The organism is Echinicola salinicaeni (genome assembly GCF_014280965.1).
GTDB classification, from domain to species: Bacteria; Bacteroidota; Bacteroidia; order Cytophagales; family Cyclobacteriaceae; genus Echinicola; species Echinicola salinicaeni.
The window spans coordinates 105,477-124,217 of the sequence record NZ_JACODZ010000004.1; the positions used below are offsets into that span (position 1 = coordinate 105,477).

The window sequence follows — 18,741 nt, forward strand, 5'->3', positions numbered from 1 at the left end:
TTTGGGAGCATTTTTATTTTATTCAGTAAAGTTAAAGATAACCAATACCTGGTCGTTGAGTTTTTGCTCTTCGGGAGAGAATGTAGGTGGGGCTGCATCTGTCCCTCTTATTTGAGCCTTCATGTATTCCATTTGTACTGGTCTTGGAGAAAAATTTTGCTGACTACTGTAGTCGATTTTGAAAACCTTTATGTTTTTTAGGTCCATTGTGGCGGCAATTAATTCAGCTTTTTCTCGTGCATCTTCAAGCGCAGAGGTAAGGAGGTCTTTTTCGTACTTTTTCTGCATTTCTTCAGATACCACGAAAGAGACATGGAACATGATTTCTTCGCTTTTGTTCAGTTTTTCCACTAGGGAGACTAGGTCCTCTTCTGGGGATTTGACTATGATTTTGATGTTTTGAGAGGCTACATAACCACTGTCCTTTGAACTTCCTTGGCGATAAATTCTGTTTTGTCTTATTCTGTATTGATTGGTTGAAAACTCTAAGTCAGTAATTTTACTTGAATTGATCAGTTTTTCTATTCCTTTGGTTTGTTTATTTAAGGCAGCGGCAGCTTCAGATGCTGACATGGCTATTTTTTCCAAGTTGATAGAAATGATTGCCTGATCGGGCTTGATGCTGATTTCACTTTTTCCACTAACCTGAATAGTGTTGGAATTACTTGCGGATTGTGCCTTGCTGGCTGAGAACCCCGTCAGTAAAAGGGTGAATATTATAAGTACTTTTTTCATGATATATAAAAATGGTTACACCTACTAAACGGCAAAACATAGGCCATAATAACAGGGTGGGTGAAAAAAATGTGTCAAATTCTTTTTTTTTACTTTGTTAACAAGCCAAATGGCAGTAATTTGCCGGCCGTTTCAGTCATTATGAATGTAAAAAAAGTTTTTAATATGATTAATCCATGGCATGATGTTCAAATAGGAGAAGAAGCTCCGGAATACGTAATGGGCGTCATTGAAATCCCGAAAGGAAGTAAAGGAAAGTACGAATTGGAAAAAAAGACAGGGATGTTGATGCTGGATAGGGTGCTGTTTTCAGCGGTTCATTATCCTGCCAACTATGGCTTTATTCCACAGACCTTTTGTGAGGATCATGATCCATTGGACATCTTGATCATTTCTCAGATCGATATTCCATCCATGACCTTAGTTAAGGCAAAGGTGATTGGAGTAATGAGGATGGTAGATGGTGGCGAGGCCGATGATAAGATCATTGCCGTAGCTGCAGATGACCAGTCAGTGAATTATATCAATGATATTGATGAGCTTCCCCCATACTTGATGAAAGAAACACATCGTTTCTTCGAAGATTATAAGAAGTTGGAAAACAAGGAGGTAAAAGTGGAGGATTTCCTTGGTAAGGAAGATGCCATGAGAATTATCAAAGAGAGTATAGATCTTTACGATAAGAATTTTAGAAATAAAAAATAAAAAAAGGCTGTCTTCAAGACAGCCTTTTTTTTGTCCTTAGCTTTAAAGTGGATCAATGATAATCCAAACTTAGCGTAGTAAATGGCATATCAACGCCATTTTTTTTGTAATTTGCGGTTTGCAAAGAAAGCGTTTATGTCGAGATTTGATCATATAAGACCTTATTATGATACTGAAGTCAACCAGGCTATTTTAAGCGTGGTGGATGATCCCATGATGAAAGCCATCATGGAATTTACCTTTCCAGGAATGGAAGAGTCAGAGTGGAAAAGCCAGTTAAGCAAGACCCATTCGATTAGGGACTTTCAGATTAACTTTATTTATCCTGCCATTAAAATGGTATTGAAAAAAAGTTCTGAAGGGCTCAGTTATAGTGGTTTTGAACAGTTGGATCAACATACTGCCTATTTATTTATATCGAATCACAGGGATATTATCCTGGATACTTCATTATTGAATTATACCCTGTACAATAATGGGTTGATGATGACTTCATCGGCTATTGGTGATAATTTAGTGAAAAAGCCTTTTTTAATGGCTCTTTCAAGACTTACCAGGAATTTTATGGTGCAAAGAGGCTTGCCTGCTCGGGAATTGCTGGAAAGTTCTAAACTAATGTCAGAGTATATTCAGGAATTGTTAACGCATGAAAACCGTTCTGTGTGGATTGCCCAGCGTGAGGGTAGGACCAAGGATGGTAATGATGCCACCCATAAGGGAGTATTGAAGATGATTTCTATGGCGCGGGGCGAAGAATCGGAGATGAGTTATTTTAAAAAGCTCCATATTGTTCCGGTATCGATTTCCTATGAATATGATCCTACTGATCTATTGAAAATGCCTGAGTTAATGGCGAAATCCAGGGCGGAGGTATATGTGAAAGAAAAGAATGAGGATTTTGTTACTGTGCTAAACGGTATTATTGGTCAAAAGAAGCGCATCCATATCCATGTAGGAGAGCCCTTGGATAAGGAGATTGATCAAATTATGACAGAAGTAGAATCTGCCAACAAACAGTTTCAAGCTTTATGTAATGTGATAGACCACGAAATTATCTCAAACTTTAAGCTTTGGCCAACCAATTATATTGCTCATGATCTTCTGCATGATAGTGAGCAATATAAAGATGAATATACTGTTGAGGAAAAACTGGCTTTTGAAGAGCGGTTCAAAAAAGGGGTAGACCAAAATGATGAAGTGGCAATAAAGAATTTTTTGGCCATGTATGCCAATCCGGTGACTAATCAAGAGGCTTTAAAAGTAAGTGATAGGGAGGTTTGAAAGACCTCCCTTATTTTCCCTCTGAAGCATTCCAATAAGGAAGCCGGTTGCAAGCACTGACCTCGAGGGTGTGAAAGTTAAATTCTTCCGTGACTTTGCCTTTAAGTAGGTAAATGCCTCTACCCGTTAAAGGAAATTTTTTTACAATTGGCGGAAAATGAACTGTGTCTATCCAGTGCCCATCTCTATCCAAAAATGTTCCGAAATTCATGATGTCTCCTTTGACCGTCCGGGTATATTTTATGGCAACCAGATAACCGAGCACCTGCACTTGTTTTCCTGAATAGGAGGCAATGTTCCTGGCCTTTATGCCTGGAGGGTGGTCTTCTTTGAGCAGAGCAAAAGGGTCTTCCAAGGGGAATTCAAGAATTTCCAACTGATCGAGAATATCCTGTCTAGTATCATTGGTCTCCAATTTTGGAATCTTTATTTCCTTGAACCCAACTTGTCTGAACAAGTGCTGATGGGGAGTGTTGTTTTTTTGCTTATTGAGTAAAAAGTGTGCTTCCCAAAGCAAGGCTTGTTTGGTTTTTGGGACAAATCGAAAAGCACCTATTCGTATTAAAATAAGCAGTTGCTCAAGACTGATAGGGACTCTGGTAATAAAATCCTTTAAATCTATAAAATCCCCCTCCAGTTTTCGATTTCCCAAGATGTTGCGGCTGACTTCTTTTTGGAGGTACTTCAAATGGATAAAGCCTAAAAAGACAGTGTTTCCTTTGATACAGGTAAGTTGATCACTTTCATTGATATGAGGAAGTTGTACATCTGCACCTGTGGCCATTAATTCACGTATATAAAATTCAGTCTTATAAAATCCTCCAAAGTTATTGATGACACCTACCATAAATTCTTTAGGGAAATGGGCCTTTAGGTAAAGGCTTTGGTAGCTTTCTACGGCAAAGGAAGCTGAATGTCCTTTGGCAAAGGAATATCCTGCAAAGCTTTCTACTTGGTGCCAAACCTCACCGGTAATGGTGTAATCACGTCCTTTTTCAAGTGATTTTTTGAAAAAACTTTCCTTTACTCGCTGGAATTCTTCTTTTGATCTGAATTTTCCGCTCATTCCTCTTCGGAGTACATCTGCCTCATCAAAAGAAAGTCCTGCATAATGGTGGGCTACTTTAATGACATCTTCTTGGTAGACCATGATACCATAGGTCTCTGGCATGAGTTCGTAGAGGATGGGGTGGGCTCGGGATTCTCTCAGGCTTGGACTTCGGTGTCTCAGTATATATTCCCGCATCATTCCTGATCGGGCGACACCGGGTCGAATAATAGAGCTGGCAGCGACCAGTCCAAGGTATTCATCTACTTCTAGTTTGGCCAGAAGCATGCGCATGGCCGGTGATTCCACATAAAAAGCACCTATAGTAGCTCCCTTTCGTAGCAAGTTTTTGATTTTTTCATCTTGTTTGAAGGCAGTTACTTGATGGATATCTACCTTGATGCCTTGATTTTCTTGAATGATATCCAGGCTGTCCCTGATATGCCCCAGTCCTCTTTGGCTTAGGATATCAAATTTTGCAAAGCCTATTTCCTCTGCAATGTGCATGTCAAAATGGGTGATGGGAAAGCCTTTAGGAGGGAGGTCTGTCGCAGTATAATAATGGATGGGGTGCTGAGATATAAGTATTCCTCCTGCATGAATGCTTAAGTGGTTGGGCATGCCATGGATTAACTGACTGTATTTTAATACCAATTGGCCAATACGGTCAGGGGTGTAGTTTCCTGGTTTTGCCATATAATTGATCAAGGACTCTATATCTGTTTTGGGCAAACCGAAAACTTTTCCCAGCTCACGAATGGCTGAATTGATCTGGAAGGTGTTATGGGTAGCCAATAGGCTTACATATTCTTGTTTTTCTGAATTGTGTTTTTCGAAAATATATTGAATGATTTCGTCCCGGTCCTTCCAAGAAAAATCAATATCAAAATCTGGTGGCGAGGTCCTGTGCAGGTTGATAAATCTTTCAAAATAGAGGTCCAGTTCAATGGGGTCCACATCGGTGATAAACAGGCAATAGGCTACAATACTGTTTGCACCACTCCCCCGGCCCACATAGTAAAATCCCCGTTTTCTGGCATAGGAGACAATGTCATGGTTGATCAGGAAATAGGAAACGAATTCTTTTTTTTTGATGATGTTTAGTTCTTTTTCAATTCGGTCTATCTGGCCTTGGGCAAGGTTTTGTCCATAACGAAGCTTAGCGCCTTTGTAACTTTCTTCCTTTAATACTTGAAAGTCTTTTTCTTCATTTCCGAAAATATATTGCTTGTTTTTTACGGCTTGGTAATCTTGATGAAAGTGACAGGATTGCAATAGCTTTTGGGTGTTTTTGAGCAGCCAATACTGTTCATCACACCGATCAGCAAGATCTCCGATACTGTAAAATTGATCAGAAATATGTCCTTGTTCATCTTGAGGGAGCTTGCTGAGTAAAGTGTTGAGTTCTATACAGCGCAAAAGTCTGTGGATGTTGAATGAGCATTGTGAGTTGAAAGATACAGGCTGAAGGAGGACCCATTTATCCTTATGTTTGGCCCAAGGGGACTGGAGTGCTTGTTTGATTTGGCTAGGATGAATTCCAAGGTATTCATTTTTATCAAGGCCTTGTAAGGTGCAAGGGTAGGGGTAGATGGTGTTTACATTATGCCATTTGGGGGCGCTGTCTGGAAAGGGTGTTTTTTTTCTTTTGTATGAAGAGAGGTGCAGGTTCATTTCATAGAAGCCATGGTGGTTTTTGGCCAGGGCGATGTATTGTTGTTTGATGCCATTTCTGAAATCAATACCTACTATCGGTTGGATACCTGCATCAGTGGCTGCTTTTATAAATGAATAAATCCCTGCGGTGCAATTGATATCCGTGAGGGCCAATGTTTTGGTTCCTTTAGACTTCGCTTGGTCGACCAATTGTTTTACGGACATGGTGCCGTATTTGAAACTAAAATGAGAATGGCAATTAAAAAACATGGCTGAAAGGGTTTGCCTGCAATTATTTACAAATATAAATGTTTGTTTTGTAAACTATTTAATGTTTGTTTTAAAAACATTTTGTTTCTTGGAATATTTCTGTTTTAAGTGGGGCTTGTGCTATTTGGTCGCTTTTTGTGTTATCTTTGTACAGGCAAAAAATAATTATTCATGAAAAGTGCAGGAGCAGCTATATTAGCAGGGAAATGCCCTAAGTGTCGAAAAGGTAATATATTTCCAGTATCTATTGTTAGTTTCAAGAGGTTATCAGCAGTAAATCATAATTGTCCGAATTGTGGGGCAGTATTGGAGCCTGAGCCTGATTTTTATTATGGAGCTATGTATGTGAGTTATGCTCTTTCAGTAGCTTTGGTGATTAATGTGATGATTATTTTGAATTTTGTTTTTGGAGATCCTGATGTTTGGGTTTATATCGCTTCAGTGGCCGGGGCGAATTTATTGCTGTTGCCGATTATGTTGCGCTATTCTAAGGTATTGTATTTATATGCCGCAGGAAAGCTTAAATATGATCCCAAATCTAGGTAAGAAGTTTTTATTTCTTAAGGTATTTGCTTGGCTTCCAAATCAGTAGAAGCATGCTGATGGTTATGCCTATCAGTAAAAAAAGAGCCGGTAGTCCTCCTAAGCTGGAAAGTATTTTGACACCTTCGATGCCCGCAAAGGTAATCATCACCCAAGCCAATAATCCTACCAGGGTTCCCCAAGTGACTTTTAGATTAGTATCTGAATCGAACCTTTCTATCGAATAGTTTTTCATACTAAGTGATGCCATGGCCTCGGTGTTGGAGTCGGCAGCAGTGACATAGCTGATAAACATGGCCAAGGTAAATGCAGGAGTTAATAGCTCCAGGTTTCCCATTTCAGCGAATACTTGGTAGATGATAGATTCTGGGCCATTGTTTTCGAGGAGATTTTTGAATGTTAAAGGGGTGTTTTCTGCATAAAATAAAGTGCTTCCTCCTAATATGGACATCCAAATCAAACAGAATATAGCGGGTAAAATCCAATTAAAAAGTATGAATTCCCTTACTGTTCTGCCATAGGCTATTTTCCCTAAAAACAGGGCGGTGATAGGTGCCCATGCCATCCAGTTTGCCCAATTAAAGATTGTCCAGGATTGAAGCCATGGGCTGTGTTTGATATTGCCAAACTGAAGGCTTATGGGAATAAAATCAGTAAGAAAATGGGAAGCGCCCTCTATAGCATAATGGAAAATACTTTGACTAGGTCCAGTGGTGAGGATGAAAAGGCTGAAGATGATGAAGATATAAAAATTGATTTGACTGAGGCGTTTTATACCTCGGTTAATGCCTGATGAGGCGGAAAGGATAAAAGTGCTGATGATGAGTAAGGTAACTGTAGGCCGGATAAAAGCTTTGTCCCAATTGGGCCATTGGTTTTGAATGCCTCCTGATATGCTCAGAATTCCTGCCCCTAAGGAAGCAGACATGCCAGCAACCAAAGCAAACAAGCATATCGTATCTATGGGGCTGGAGAATTGGTTTAATTTATTTTTTCCTAATAAGGGTGCCAGTGGGCTACTAAGACTGAACTTTTGTTCAGCATTATAAACAGCCAAGGCAATGCCCAAGGCGGGAATGCAGTAGATGGCATAGGGTGTAAAGCCCCAATGCAAAAAAACGGCGCCCATAGAGAAGTTGGCGGCGATGCTGGAGTTATTGGGTATGTCTTTAAATTCGGGTGGGTACAAATAGTGGAAGAGAGGTTCTGCACTTCCCCAGAACAATATTCCAACAGCGACCGTGGTACAAAGAATAATGGAAAACCAGCTTAACCTGTTGAATTTTGGTTTGGCGTCTTTACCGCCGATTTTGATTTTAGCCAATGGAGAACACAGTATTAAGCAGCAGGTGATGACCATGGCAAAGGCTGTGTAAGAAAAGATTATAGAAAAGTGGTCAAGAATAAATTGATTGATGCTATTCATCGAATCTTCAAAGAAATCACTTGCCAGCCAACTACAAGAGACTGCCAGGGATATCAGAATAAAGGGAGGCCAGAATACACTTTTTCTCAGTGGGATATAGTATGTTTTTAGTTGGTTTTTCAATCCAAACTATTGTTTTTAAGGTGTGAGAAATAAAAATAAAGGGTAAATTTAGAAAGCCCATCTTTTCTGGGCGGATTTTTGCTTTATCTTTTATATTGTTTTTAATCTTTTGGCTTAAATGAAAATGGAATGGTTTTAAGAATTCTAACATTTCCTTTCCGCTATACTTTTTCAAAGGTGAAAAAGGCAATGGGGAAATTGGAAGAGATTAAAATAGAACCGCTATATGCTTTTGGGAATGAAGACAGGATTTTCGTTAAAGCCAGGGTATTGGAGGCCTATAAACAAAGTAAGCCCTCGGCCAGGAAGAGTAGTTTGCAAAATATTTTGGCGGCACTGAGAAGATATGCGGGAAGTAGTGTGCCAGATGCCAAGGTATTGGTGAGTTTTATGGGGCAACATAAAGAGGTGTTGAGTGATGAGGAGGGGATTGTTTCATGTGAATTTGAATGCCCAGATCATTTTTCTATTGAAAAGCATAAGGTAGGATTTAGTTTGGTAGAGGAAGAGGGGCTTGTGCCAGAAAAGAAGCACTCTTATATAGAGGTTCGTCAGTATCTAAAAGATCATCCGTTAGGGGTGATTTCAGATATTGATGATACCATATTGATTTCCCATGCTACGGATATTGGAAAAAAGCTTTGGCTTTCTGTTTCAAAAAATGCCTATACTCGTCGCCCTTTTCCGGGAGTTAGTGAGTTTTACAAGGCATTGACCCAGCATGGGAAGTATCCGGTGTTTTATGTTTCTAGTAGTGATTGGAATTTATTTGATTTGATCAAGGATTTTTTGTCCTATAGACATATTCCCACAGGCCCCATATTACTTCAGGATTTGCATCTAAATCTCAGGAATATTTGGCGCTCTGGAGGGGGGGATCATGCCCATAAACTGGAGAAGATTGAGATGTTGCTTGACCTGTATTCTGGGATGAAGTTTTTCCTGATAGGTGATAGTGGTCAACATGATCCTGAATTGTACGCGGAAATTATTAAGGCATATCCAGGGAGGATAAAGTCAGTTTATATTCGTGAAGTAAGTGATGAAGAGCATATTCGTCGTGAAGGACTTATTCATGATATCAGCCGACATGAACATGCTCCCGAATTGGTGTTTGTCAAGTCGACTCAAGAAGCCATGCAGCATGCCAAGGAAAAATTATTTATATCTTCATAGTATATGAGCAGACGTTATTTATTTGTCCTAAATCCTATTTCGGGCGAGGGAGATGATAGGGGGGAAGTGATAGAGTTTTTGTCTCAACAGCTTCATGGTATTGATTTAGAAATTTTGGAAACCACAGGTAAGGAGAGTGATTCCAAAAGGATTCGGGAAGTCTTGTCCAAAGGGAAATGGGATGGACTCTTGGTTGGAGGCGGAGATGGTACCGTTAAAATGGTGGTGGAGGCAGTCATTGGTTTTTATCTGCCTTTTGGTATTGTTCCCTTAGGGTCGGCCAATGGTATGGCGACCTGTTTGGGCATTCATAGTATTTCAGATGCTTGTCATGCTGTAATGAAAGGAGATACTAGGGCTGTTGACTTGTGGAGGATCAATGGAGAGGTGTTTGTTCATCTTAGTGATTTTGGTTTCAATGCTGGGTTGATAAAGCGATCAAGATATGAAGGGGCAAGGGGAATGATGGCTTATTTTAGAAGTTCATTGGCTCAGTTTGTTGAATTAAAGCCTTACCATTTTATCATAAAATTTAATGAGAAGGTGCTGGAAGTTGATGCCAAAATGCTGGTTATTGCCAATGGAGATAAATATGGTACAGGTGCTTTGATCAACCCACAAGGGAAAGTAGATGATGGTGTTTTTGAAATTGTAGCGCTTAATCCCGAGGGCTTTGAAGATATTCTGCGCTTATCCATTGAGTTGTTTAAAGGAACCTTGGCAGACTCTGATATGGTGAAAATATGGTCTACGGATAAAGCAGAGATTAGTAATCCTGATGGGGCTGATTTTCAGATTGATGGAGAGGTAATGGCCGAAACAACAACAATAAAAGTTTATCCAGAAGAAGAAAAGATAAACTTTTATTGCTTGGAATAAATTATTGTTGCTTTAAGGTTCTTTTCATAGCCATGGCTATACCTAGGTGCATGCCTTCATGAATTCCATCAAAATTGATCGCTTCATTAACGTTTTTTAGCGTAATGCCAAAGCTTGTGGTGTATTCCTGAAAGGTTTTAAATGAATCAATTACCAAATCGTTTTTTAGGCTTTCCAAAGAAGAAAGAGCAATTATTTTTAAATTCTCTAGTTCTTTTTCGGTAATTGGCGATTCAGGTTTAGTTCCTTTCCTGAATTTTTCAACAAGTTCTTCATCGATCAATAAAGGTAAGCCAGAAAGCTTATAACATAGGATTTGTTGGGTGACTATGCTGTGTCCAAAGTTCCATGCGATATTATTGTTGAAGCCCTCGGGGATAGTGTTGATCTGTTCCAGGCTTAAGCTGTTTAGAAGGTTAATGAAATTTTCGCGTGTTTTGAGGATATGTTTAATGTTCATGGCTTTACTGGGTGATTTAATTTGTTGAAATAAATTTTAGGGCAAATGTACACTATAATGAGGTATAAAAAAACCGGTCAATTAGACCGGTTTGTTAACGTTTTTTATACTCCAAGGCTCCAATCACCTCTGTATTTTCTTCTTACAAATTGATTGGCTTCATCGAAGTTGGTAACCTTCATGTTTGGTCCATCCCAAACGAGTTTGATTCCTCTACCAGGGTAATCATATCCTCCTTTTTCACGAGGTGTTCTGATATCATAGCTTCTAATAGCCAAATTACCCATCAATACTGATTCTGTTAAAGGACCAGCGATAGAGAAAGGAGAGCTTAGTTCATTAAACTCCTTGCTACCATGACCTGCTACACATGCCCTAACCCATTGGGCATAATGGCCATTGTCACCATTTTCTACTCTAGGAATAGTCTTAGGTACTTTATCTCCGTCTTCTCTTGAAGTAGGTAATAGTTTTGGATTGATGCCATAGGTAGAACACATCATTTTTCCCTTGGTTCCTTCGATGATTACACCATTGCCACCATCACCCATTTGTTCGTTTGGTCCGAGTTCTTCAGGTCTGGCAGGCTGGATACCTCCATCCATCCAATGGAATTCTATGTCTTTCTTTCCTGGGTTTTTAAATTTAAGCGTTACGTGTGAGGAAGGAGGGCAACCATCAGGGAAATATCCTCTGTCAAATTCACCCACATATACTGAACCCACACTACATTCTGCCTCGGAAGGGTACCCTAGGCCTAATACCCTGAAAGGAGGTTCCATGATATGGCAGGCCATGTCACCAAGGGCTCCTGTGCCATAATCCCACCAGCCTCTCCAGTTGAATGGAACTAGGTTGTCTACATATTCTCTATGAGGGGCTGTGCCTAGCCATAAATCCCAATCCAGCTCAGTTGGAGGTGCGATTGATTTTTCTGGCCATTTGATTCCTTGAGGCCATACAGGACGGTTGGTCCAGCATGATACTTTAGTAGCTTCACCGATTAATCCAGCGTTATACCATTCCATCATTCTTCTTACTCCGTCACCTGAAGAGCCTTGGTTACCCATTTGGGTTACTACCTTATATTTTTCAGCTGCTTGGGTAAGCATTCTAGCTTCATAAATATCATGGGTCAAAGGTTTTTGAACATATACATGCTTGCCTAATTGCATGGCCGCCATGGCTTGAACGGCATGGTTGTGGTCGGGGGTAGAAACTGTTACCGCATCGATATGTTTATGTTCTTTTTCCAGCATATCCCTGAAGTCCTTATAGTATTTGGCTTTAGGGAATCGCTCTCTAGAAGTGGCTGCTCGTCTGTCATCGACATCACAAAGATATCCGATTTCAGCAAGGCCACTTTTATGCATTTCGTTGATGTCACTTTGCCCTTTTCCGCCAGCACCTATACCTGCTACGATAATTTTGTCACTAGGTGCTGTGAATCCAGGACCGCCAAGTACATGTCTTGGTACTAAATAAAATCCTGCGGCAGCTGTGGTAGCTCCCTTTAAAAAATCCCTGCGGGAATTGCTGGGATTAGAAGGCTTTTGTTTTTTCATGAGTATTAAACTTGTATTGGGAATATTGAGTATTTTTCAAAATGAAGCATAATTTAGGGAAATCTTTTTTTTATACCATGTGAAAAAAGATTTTAATCCTCAGTGGCTTTTATTGGGGATGAGCGGTTCATGCGATTTAAAGGTGTTTTTAATGAAATGTAGCCTTAGTTTATTGCTAAATCGTTAAAATGACTTTTTTTCTGTTAAATTATTAGTTTATAATTTGTGGTAACTATTATTAAGTTTTGGTTAAAAATTAATTAAGTTTAAAGTATAAACGGAAGAAAATTAAAAACAATATTTTCAATATGATGAAGTGTAACCTTTTAAAGCTGTCAGTTCTTCTTTTGATAGGTGGGCTATTTGCTTGCGATTCAGATCCGAAACTTTCGGAAAAAGCACTTATTCCATTGCCTGAAAAAGTGGTGGAGCAAAATGGGGTTTTTACGATAGATGAAAATACCAAGGTATTTATTGATCGGCCAGAACTCGAAGGTGTTGGAGTCTTCTTTTCCAAGTTTATTAATCATTCTACCGGCTTTAATATTCAGGTAGTGACAGAAAAGCCCGAAAGCGATTATATCGCTTTGGAGTTAGGCTTGGATGCACCTGATGAGGGCTATGGTCTTGATGTTCGGCCTGATGTTATCAGGATTAAAGGAGCTAGTACAGAGGGAGTTTTTAGAGGGTTTCAGACCTTAAGACAGTTGATGCCTGTGGCTATAGAGAAGGAGGGAGGATTTGAAGGTGGCTCTTGGAAGATACCTGGGGTCAAAATTGAAGATGCGCCTGAATATGCCTATAGAGGTAGCATGCTAGATGTGGCCCGTCACTTTTTTGGAGTGGAGGATATCAAAAGGTATATAGATCTGATGTCTTTGTATAAAATGAATTATTTGCATCTACATTTAGCAGATGATCAAGGTTGGAGAATTGAAATCAAGTCTTGGCCAAAGCTTACAGAGATAGGTGGGAGTACTGCTGTTGGAGGTGGTGAAGGAGGGTTTTATACTCAGGAAGATTATAAGGAAATAGTAGCTTATGCACAAGAGCGTTTTATTACCATTGTTCCTGAAATCGATATGCCAGGTCACACCAATGCCGCTTTGGCGTCTTACCCTGAGCTCAACTGCAACGGTGAGGCACCTGAGTTATATACAGGTATTGAGGTAGGTTTTAGTACCCTTTGTACTGATAAGGAGATTACCTATCAGTTTATTGATGATGTGGTTAGGGAATTGGTAGAACTGACACCCGGTCCTTATATTCATATTGGTGGAGATGAGTCCCATGTGACGCCATTAGAAAAGTATATTCCGTTTATTGAGCAGGTCCAGGACATTGTGAATTCATATGATAAGAGAGTGATAGGTTGGGATGAAATTGCTCATGCCGCCTTAAGGCCTAGTGCTACGGCTCAGTATTGGTCAAAGGCGGAAAATGCTAAAATGGCTGTTGATCAGGGAGCTAAAGTTTTGATCTCTCCTGCTACAAAAGCCTATTTGGATATGCAATATGATTCTACTACCCAATTGGGATTGCACTGGGCGGCATATATCGAATTGGACAGTGCATATTTGTGGGATCCTGCCGAACTAGAAGAGGGAATCAGTAAGGATGATATTTTAGGTGTAGAGGCTCCTTTATGGACTGAAACGATTACTACAATGAATGAGTTGGAGTATATGGTTTTCCCGAGATTGATAGGGATTGCTGAGATTGCTTGGACCAAACCAGGATTAAGAGAATGGGATGATTATAAATCAAGGCTCATCAAGCATGAGGAGAGACTGAAAGCTTTAGGGGTTAATTATTATTCTTCTCCTTTGTTAAAGAAAGGCAAGGCTAAATAAGCCAATAGTTTTAAGTGTTGTAATAACTGATTTTGTTTGTTATGAAAGTAATTAGGTGAGAAGTATAAAGAGTGAACAAAAAAGCCTCCATGTTTTTAATATGGAGGCTTTTTCCTGTTTGTGAATTTTTTTATCGAGATTTTTCCAATGCTCTTTCTACATCCGCAATGATATCATCATGGTGTTCAAGTCCAGTGGAAAGTCTAATCAATCCTGGCAGGATACCAACTCTTTCCCTTTCTTCCTCGGTTAATTTACTGTGTGTAGTTGAGGCTGGGTGGGTGATGATACTCCTGCTGTCTCCAAGGTTGGCAGTTACTGTGATCATTTGCAATTCGTCTATGAATCTTTTTGCTCTCTCAATTCCTCCTTTTAGCGTCAGGGTGATAATTCCGCCTCCCTTTTTCATTTGTTTTTTGGCCAAATCATGTTGAGGGTGGCTCTTTAGAAATGGATATTTTACAAATTCCAAATCTTTGTTGTCCTGGAAATACTCGGCTACCGTAAGGGCATTGGAGCAGTGTCTGTCCATTCTAACAGCTAAGGTTTCCATGCTTCTTGAAAGTATCCATGCATTGAATGGAGAAAGGCTAGGGCCGGTATGTCTGGTGAAAAACTGCACATCTTGGATCAATTCTTTTTTACCCAAGATCAATCCTCCCAATACTCTTCCTTGACCATCGATATATTTAGTGGCACTATGGGCTACAATATCGGCTCCCCATTTTGCGGGCTGTTGTAAATAAGGTGTAGCAAAGCAATTGTCCACTACCAAGATTAGATTGTGAGCTTTAGCAAAAGCACTTACCCATTCTAAGTCTATGATTTCCAAACCTGGATTGGAAGGGGTTTCTATAAATAACATTTTGGTGTTGGGCTGAACCAGCTTCTCCCAGTTTTCAATGTCGGAGATGTCACCATATGTAGAAGTGATTCCCCACTTAGGGAATACCCTTGTTAATAATTGATGGGTAGATCCAAAGAGTGATCGAGAAGCAAGGATATGGTCTCCTTGTTGAAGGATAGATGCCATGCTGCCAAACATAGCGGCCATGCCAGAGGCAGTGGCTATACCATCTTCAGTACCTTCCACAGCGCAAACTTTTTCTATGAGATCAGAGCTGTTTGGGTTGGCGTATCTTGAGTATATATTTCCAGGTATTTCATCTGCAAACATTTGTCTTGCTTCTTCAGCACTATCGAAAGTAAAGCTGGAAGTCAAGTAAATAGGGGCGGAGTGTTCTCTTTGGTTGGATTTGGAAGAAGCTATTCTTATTGCTTCAGTTTCAAAATGCTTATTTGACATGATGGAATTTTTCAGGTTAGTAAAATTAATTAATGGACACAGGCAAAACTATTCCCTATACCTGACATGGCATATTTCAAGGAAATACGATGGGGGATTGAGAAGAAGCGCTGTGTGAGTAAATGGATCATAATGTCTAATTTATAGTTCCCTTTAATGTTTGGGCAGGTTTTGGCACCTTTTCGCAGTGGCGAATGGTTGCCAGAGGGTCTCAGAGCCTGATCTCTCGCCTCTTCTTTATAAATCAGTTTCCTGAAGTGCTGCAAAGTAACATTAGCCTAGTTGAAATTCCAAACAATTTACATTTTGCCATGAGAAATTCCTGAATTAAACTTAATCAGGGAATATAGTTTTTCAATACGGAGTACCATAAGTCGTAGCCTTTTTCATTATAATGGAGCATGTCTTGGATGAAAATTTCAGGCATTGGTTTTCCGCTTTTATTTAAAGTTATGTCCCAAATATTGATATAAGTTACATTTTCAGTCCTTTCGCTATAAACCTTCATTAGTCTGTTTAGGGATTCATATTGTTCCTTTAGTTCCCATCTGGAGGGGCTTGGCTTAGCACTAATGAAGTGAATTTTAGCGTCAGGTAAAGATTTTTGAATTTTGGTAATCAGTTACTGCATAGTGTTAATGATGTTGACAGGGCTTTTTCCGCTAGCAATATCATTGTCTCCTTCATAGATGAAAATGTTTTGGGGTTGGTAGCGTAAGATAAGTTGATCAGCATAAAAAAGCAGTTGATGAGCCTGTGATCCGCCAAATCCAGTGTTGACAATAGTTTGGTCAGGGAAATACTCTTGAAGATCCGTCCATTTTCTGATACTAGAGCTTCCTGTAAAAAGATATACGGGTTCAGTTGATTTAGGAATTGGCGTTTTTTGGACAATGGCCTCTACTTCTCCTTTAAATTTTTCTATACCATTTTGAGCCTGAAGCTGAAGGCTCAAAATTGAGGCCAATAGTATGAATGAGATTTTGCAGTAGAAGGTTTTTAGGTTTTTCATGTTAAAGGTTATCAGTTTTGGGAAAGTTATCGATTATGGATTGAAATTTTAATGGAGTAAGATTGAAATATCGAAATAAATTTCGAATCCGAACATTAAGCCGTACAACTTTATAAGTTGGACGTTTTTAGACATGCGATCAATTTGGGATGATCTAAAATAATTTTGGCAAGTTTAAAACTGAAAAATAGGGTTTGGTGGCATTTTGGATGAGATTGGTCACATTTATTATATATAAGAAAGTATCAGGAGTACCTTAATTCTAAAATTGCTCGTTTTTTGATTAGAAGGAGGAAAGTTTGATTTGGTTTTAAAGGGAAATAATAATGGGTAAGCTTAAGCGTTTTCTATGGTTTTGCAGTGGTGGAAGTAAGTCGTTACTTAAAAGGTGCCCAACTGAATCCAATAAGTATATTGGTATTGGAGGAACGGTGTTTTTTACAGGACTGCTAGCGGCACTGTCGGGTGGGTATGCTTTGTTTACTGTGTTTGAGTCATGGTACTGGGCAGTGCTTTTTGGAATGGTCTGGGGCTTAATGATTTTTAATTTGGATAGGTATATTGTCTCGGGAATGAGGAAGAGAGATAGTATTTGGTCAGAATTGAGGATGGCATTTCCAAGGCTGGTCTTGGCTGTTTTGTTGGCGATAGTTATTTCAAAGCCATTAGAATTGAAGGTTTTTGAGAAAGAGATAAACAAAAAGGTTGAAGCCGGTAAGGTGGCCGATTTGGCAAGTTCCAAGAAAGAATTGGATGCCGTTTTCCCTGAAATTGAAAGATTGGAGAATGAAAACAGGCTACTTAAGCAGGAGATACTGGAAAAGGAAGCTTTTCGGGATCAGAGGCAGAAAGAGTATGATGCAGAGCGATTTGGTGAAAAGACATCTGGTACGACAGGGATTGTAGGTCTAGGGATGAATGCAGAGAAAAAAGAAAAGCAATTGAATGCTGCTGAGAATGAATTGGTGAGGGTTCGTGAAAGAAATTGGGGGAAAATTGATGAGAATGAATTTGAGATCAATAAAATCCTCGAGGATAAACAGCAGGTTTTTTTGCAACAAAAAGCAATGATCGATCAATATGACGGGATAGCGGCGAGGATGGATGCGCTATCTGAGTTGACAGCAGAAAGCAAAGCAATTGCTACAGCAAATCTGTTTATTGTGCTGTTATTCGTGGCGATAGAAACCGCGCCAGTTATTGTTAAACTGATTTCGAATAAAGGGCCATATGATTTGTTGCTGGATAAATCAGAAAGTGCTGTGGCTGTTTATGTATATGAGCAAAAATTCAAGAATCAGGAAGAAAGTAATATGCGTTTGAAGTTTTTTAAAGAGACCAGTACCATAGAAAATGATTTGAAAATTAGGAATAAGAATCACCGTTCTGTTTTGGTCTCTAAAGCAGAACGTGATTGGCTTGAGGACAAGTTTCAGCAAGGGAAACAAAAAGAAGCCCCCGTAGAGGCAGAAGAAGATCAGGTTTGAATTAGGCTGTTTCCAGTTTTGGGGTAAGGGTGTTTGGAGTATTTTCTTTTGCAATTACCTCTAATTGGTTCATTACCCTTGGTACAGATTTCCACTCTGTCCAGCTGATGAATTTTGTGATTATGCTGAGTCTTTTGCCGGGTTTGGCGATTTTGTTTCCGATTTTTAATATTGATAAATCCCTGTTTGCCAAAGATTGGTTAATGTTGGTAGCTGTCGAGTATTCGTTGGCAAACTTCCATGCTCCATCTCGGGCTATTTGAATGCTGAAATTGAGTAATATTTCATCTTTGCCGTTGGCGAATTTGATTAAAAAGCCAAAGATTGGCGATACTTTCGAAAGATTGGATTTTACTCCGTCTATAAGTTCTGCCAATATGATGTTTATTTTATCAAAGTCATTTTTGATATCGAGCAGATTTTTCCTTTTCATTGTCTCAACGGCAGCTATTCCCAAGTCAAGGTTGATATGGGCGTTGATCCCTAATAGTAAATGTTGCAGTATGGTCATGCCTGATTTTTCGGCAGATTCAAAGGCGCAGAGCCAGCTTTTGCTAGGTTGTTCGGATTTTAAATAGAGGTCGTATGCATCAAAAAATCGTTGGGCAAAAATAATGTCCAGTTTCTCCATTCTTTTGTTGTCTTCAAATTCTTTGTTGACAATTCCATCTTTGATTCGAATGGTAACTCTGCGGTATAGAACAGCAAAAAAACCGATACGGCTTTTGGACTGGTGGCATTCATTTACAATCCTGTCCATTTCATTGATTACTTCATCTATTGTTTTCATTGTGGAAAAAATTAATTGAGTAAATATTTAGAGTACAATATAGTGCTATTGTTTTTTTGATGATTTAATGAATATATAAATAGGATAAAAAATATTTTTGGTTTGGAATAATTTTTCTTCTGCATGGGCGAAGCTTTTTATAAACCGTTTTAGTGATGTCTGAAAAATATAATTGGGTGAAAAATTGCTGTTTTGTGGTGGTTATTATGTTGATGTTGATAGAAAAATATTTTTACTGTTTTATTGCTGTGAAAGATATTTTTATTAAGTTTAAAGAAGTTTTGGTGTTAAAAACGAGGAATAAATCCCTTTTTTCCAAAATATATGCGGCTGTTAGTCAGTTAGAATAAACCCATTCGAGGAATCCATGAGGCGATTCCTCTTTTTTTTGCTTAAATTTTAACCCTGTTTTTTCGATTTTTATGT

At 39.2% G+C, this 18,741-nt stretch carries 15 protein-coding genes and 1 riboswitch; of the genes, 7 read left to right on the plus strand and 8 right to left on the minus strand.

Annotation, left to right across the window (positions count from 1 at the left end):
* Positions 1 to 18: 18 nt before the first annotated feature.
* A complete protein-coding gene (locus tag H7U17_RS08400; RefSeq protein ID WP_186756262.1) occupies positions 19 to 735 on the minus strand; it encodes an SIMPL domain-containing protein in 717 nt (238 codons plus the stop codon).
* 165 nt (positions 736 to 900) lie between these two features.
* On the opposite strand from H7U17_RS08400, the gene H7U17_RS08405 reads away from it, so the two are divergent.
* Both H7U17_RS08405 and H7U17_RS08410 read left to right on the plus strand, forming a co-directional pair.
* A complete protein-coding gene (locus tag H7U17_RS08405; protein WP_186756263.1) occupies positions 901 to 1,440 on the plus strand; it encodes an inorganic diphosphatase in 540 nt (179 codons plus the stop codon).
* A 135-nt stretch (positions 1,441 to 1,575) separates the two neighbouring features.
* Positions 1,576 to 2,721 carry a 1-acyl-sn-glycerol-3-phosphate acyltransferase gene (locus tag H7U17_RS08410; protein ID WP_186756264.1) on the plus strand — a complete coding sequence of 382 codons (1,146 nt, stop codon included), beginning with the start codon at positions 1,576 to 1,578 and terminating at the stop codon, positions 2,719 to 2,721.
* 10 nt (positions 2,722 to 2,731) lie between these two features.
* Here H7U17_RS08410 and H7U17_RS08415 read toward each other — a convergent pair whose 3' ends face one another.
* A complete protein-coding gene (locus tag H7U17_RS08415) occupies positions 2,732 to 5,695 on the minus strand; it encodes a DNA polymerase III subunit alpha (RefSeq protein WP_186756265.1) in 2,964 nt (987 codons plus the stop codon).
* A gap of 171 nt (positions 5,696 to 5,866) precedes the next feature.
* On the opposite strand from H7U17_RS08415, the gene H7U17_RS08420 reads away from it, so the two are divergent.
* Positions 5,867 to 6,241 carry a DUF983 domain-containing protein gene (locus H7U17_RS08420; protein WP_186756266.1) on the plus strand — a complete coding sequence of 125 codons (375 nt, stop codon included), beginning with the start codon at positions 5,867 to 5,869 and terminating at the stop codon, positions 6,239 to 6,241.
* 7 nt (positions 6,242 to 6,248) lie between these two features.
* Here H7U17_RS08420 and H7U17_RS08425 read toward each other — a convergent pair whose 3' ends face one another.
* Complete coding sequence (locus H7U17_RS08425; protein ID WP_186756267.1) at positions 6,249 to 7,787, minus strand: BCCT family transporter; 1,539 nt, start codon at positions 7,785 to 7,787, stop codon at positions 6,249 to 6,251.
* A gap of 129 nt (positions 7,788 to 7,916) precedes the next feature.
* On the opposite strand from H7U17_RS08425, the gene H7U17_RS08430 reads away from it, so the two are divergent.
* Together H7U17_RS08430 and H7U17_RS08435 are read left to right on the plus strand one after the other, a co-directional pair.
* On the plus strand, positions 7,917 to 8,963 hold the full coding sequence (locus H7U17_RS08430; RefSeq protein ID WP_186756268.1) for an App1 family protein: 1,047 nt from the start codon (positions 7,917 to 7,919) through the stop codon (positions 8,961 to 8,963).
* Between the two features lie 3 nt (positions 8,964 to 8,966).
* Entirely contained in the window at positions 8,967 to 9,842 is an 876-nt protein-coding gene (locus H7U17_RS08435) for a diacylglycerol/lipid kinase family protein (RefSeq protein ID WP_186756269.1), read from the plus strand.
* 1 nt (position 9,843) lies between these two features.
* Here H7U17_RS08435 and H7U17_RS08440 read toward each other — a convergent pair whose 3' ends face one another.
* Both H7U17_RS08440 and H7U17_RS08445 read right to left on the minus strand, forming a co-directional pair.
* Positions 9,844 to 10,302 carry a DinB family protein gene (locus H7U17_RS08440; protein ID WP_186756270.1) on the minus strand — a complete coding sequence of 153 codons (459 nt, stop codon included), beginning with the start codon at positions 10,300 to 10,302 and terminating at the stop codon, positions 9,844 to 9,846.
* A gap of 104 nt (positions 10,303 to 10,406) precedes the next feature.
* Entirely contained in the window at positions 10,407 to 11,867 is a 1,461-nt protein-coding gene (locus tag H7U17_RS08445; protein ID WP_186756271.1) for a Gfo/Idh/MocA family protein, read from the minus strand.
* A 308-nt stretch (positions 11,868 to 12,175) separates the two neighbouring features.
* Between H7U17_RS08445 and H7U17_RS08450 the strand changes: the two genes are divergently transcribed.
* Positions 12,176 to 13,720: a beta-N-acetylhexosaminidase gene (locus H7U17_RS08450; protein ID WP_186756272.1), complete on the plus strand. Its 1,545-nt coding sequence runs from the start codon at positions 12,176 to 12,178 to the stop codon at positions 13,718 to 13,720.
* 130 nt (positions 13,721 to 13,850) lie between these two features.
* Here the strand turns inward: H7U17_RS08450 and H7U17_RS08455 are convergent, their stop codons facing one another.
* Positions 13,851 to 15,026: a trans-sulfuration enzyme family protein gene (locus tag H7U17_RS08455; protein WP_186756273.1), complete on the minus strand. Its 1,176-nt coding sequence runs from the start codon at positions 15,024 to 15,026 to the stop codon at positions 13,851 to 13,853.
* Between the two features lie 138 nt (positions 15,027 to 15,164).
* Positions 15,165 to 15,272: riboswitch (SAM riboswitch) on the minus strand.
* A 376-nt stretch (positions 15,273 to 15,648) separates the two neighbouring features.
* Complete coding sequence (locus tag H7U17_RS08460; RefSeq protein WP_186756274.1) at positions 15,649 to 16,038, minus strand: SGNH/GDSL hydrolase family protein; 390 nt, start codon at positions 16,036 to 16,038, stop codon at positions 15,649 to 15,651.
* A gap of 326 nt (positions 16,039 to 16,364) precedes the next feature.
* Between H7U17_RS08460 and H7U17_RS08465 the strand changes: the two genes are divergently transcribed.
* On the plus strand, positions 16,365 to 17,525 hold the full coding sequence (locus H7U17_RS08465; RefSeq protein WP_186756275.1) for a DUF4407 domain-containing protein: 1,161 nt from the start codon (positions 16,365 to 16,367) through the stop codon (positions 17,523 to 17,525).
* A 1-nt stretch (position 17,526) separates the two neighbouring features.
* Here H7U17_RS08465 and H7U17_RS08470 read toward each other — a convergent pair whose 3' ends face one another.
* Entirely contained in the window at positions 17,527 to 18,315 is a 789-nt protein-coding gene (locus H7U17_RS08470) for a DUF5995 family protein (protein WP_186756276.1), read from the minus strand.
* Positions 18,316 to 18,741 lie beyond the last annotated feature (426 nt).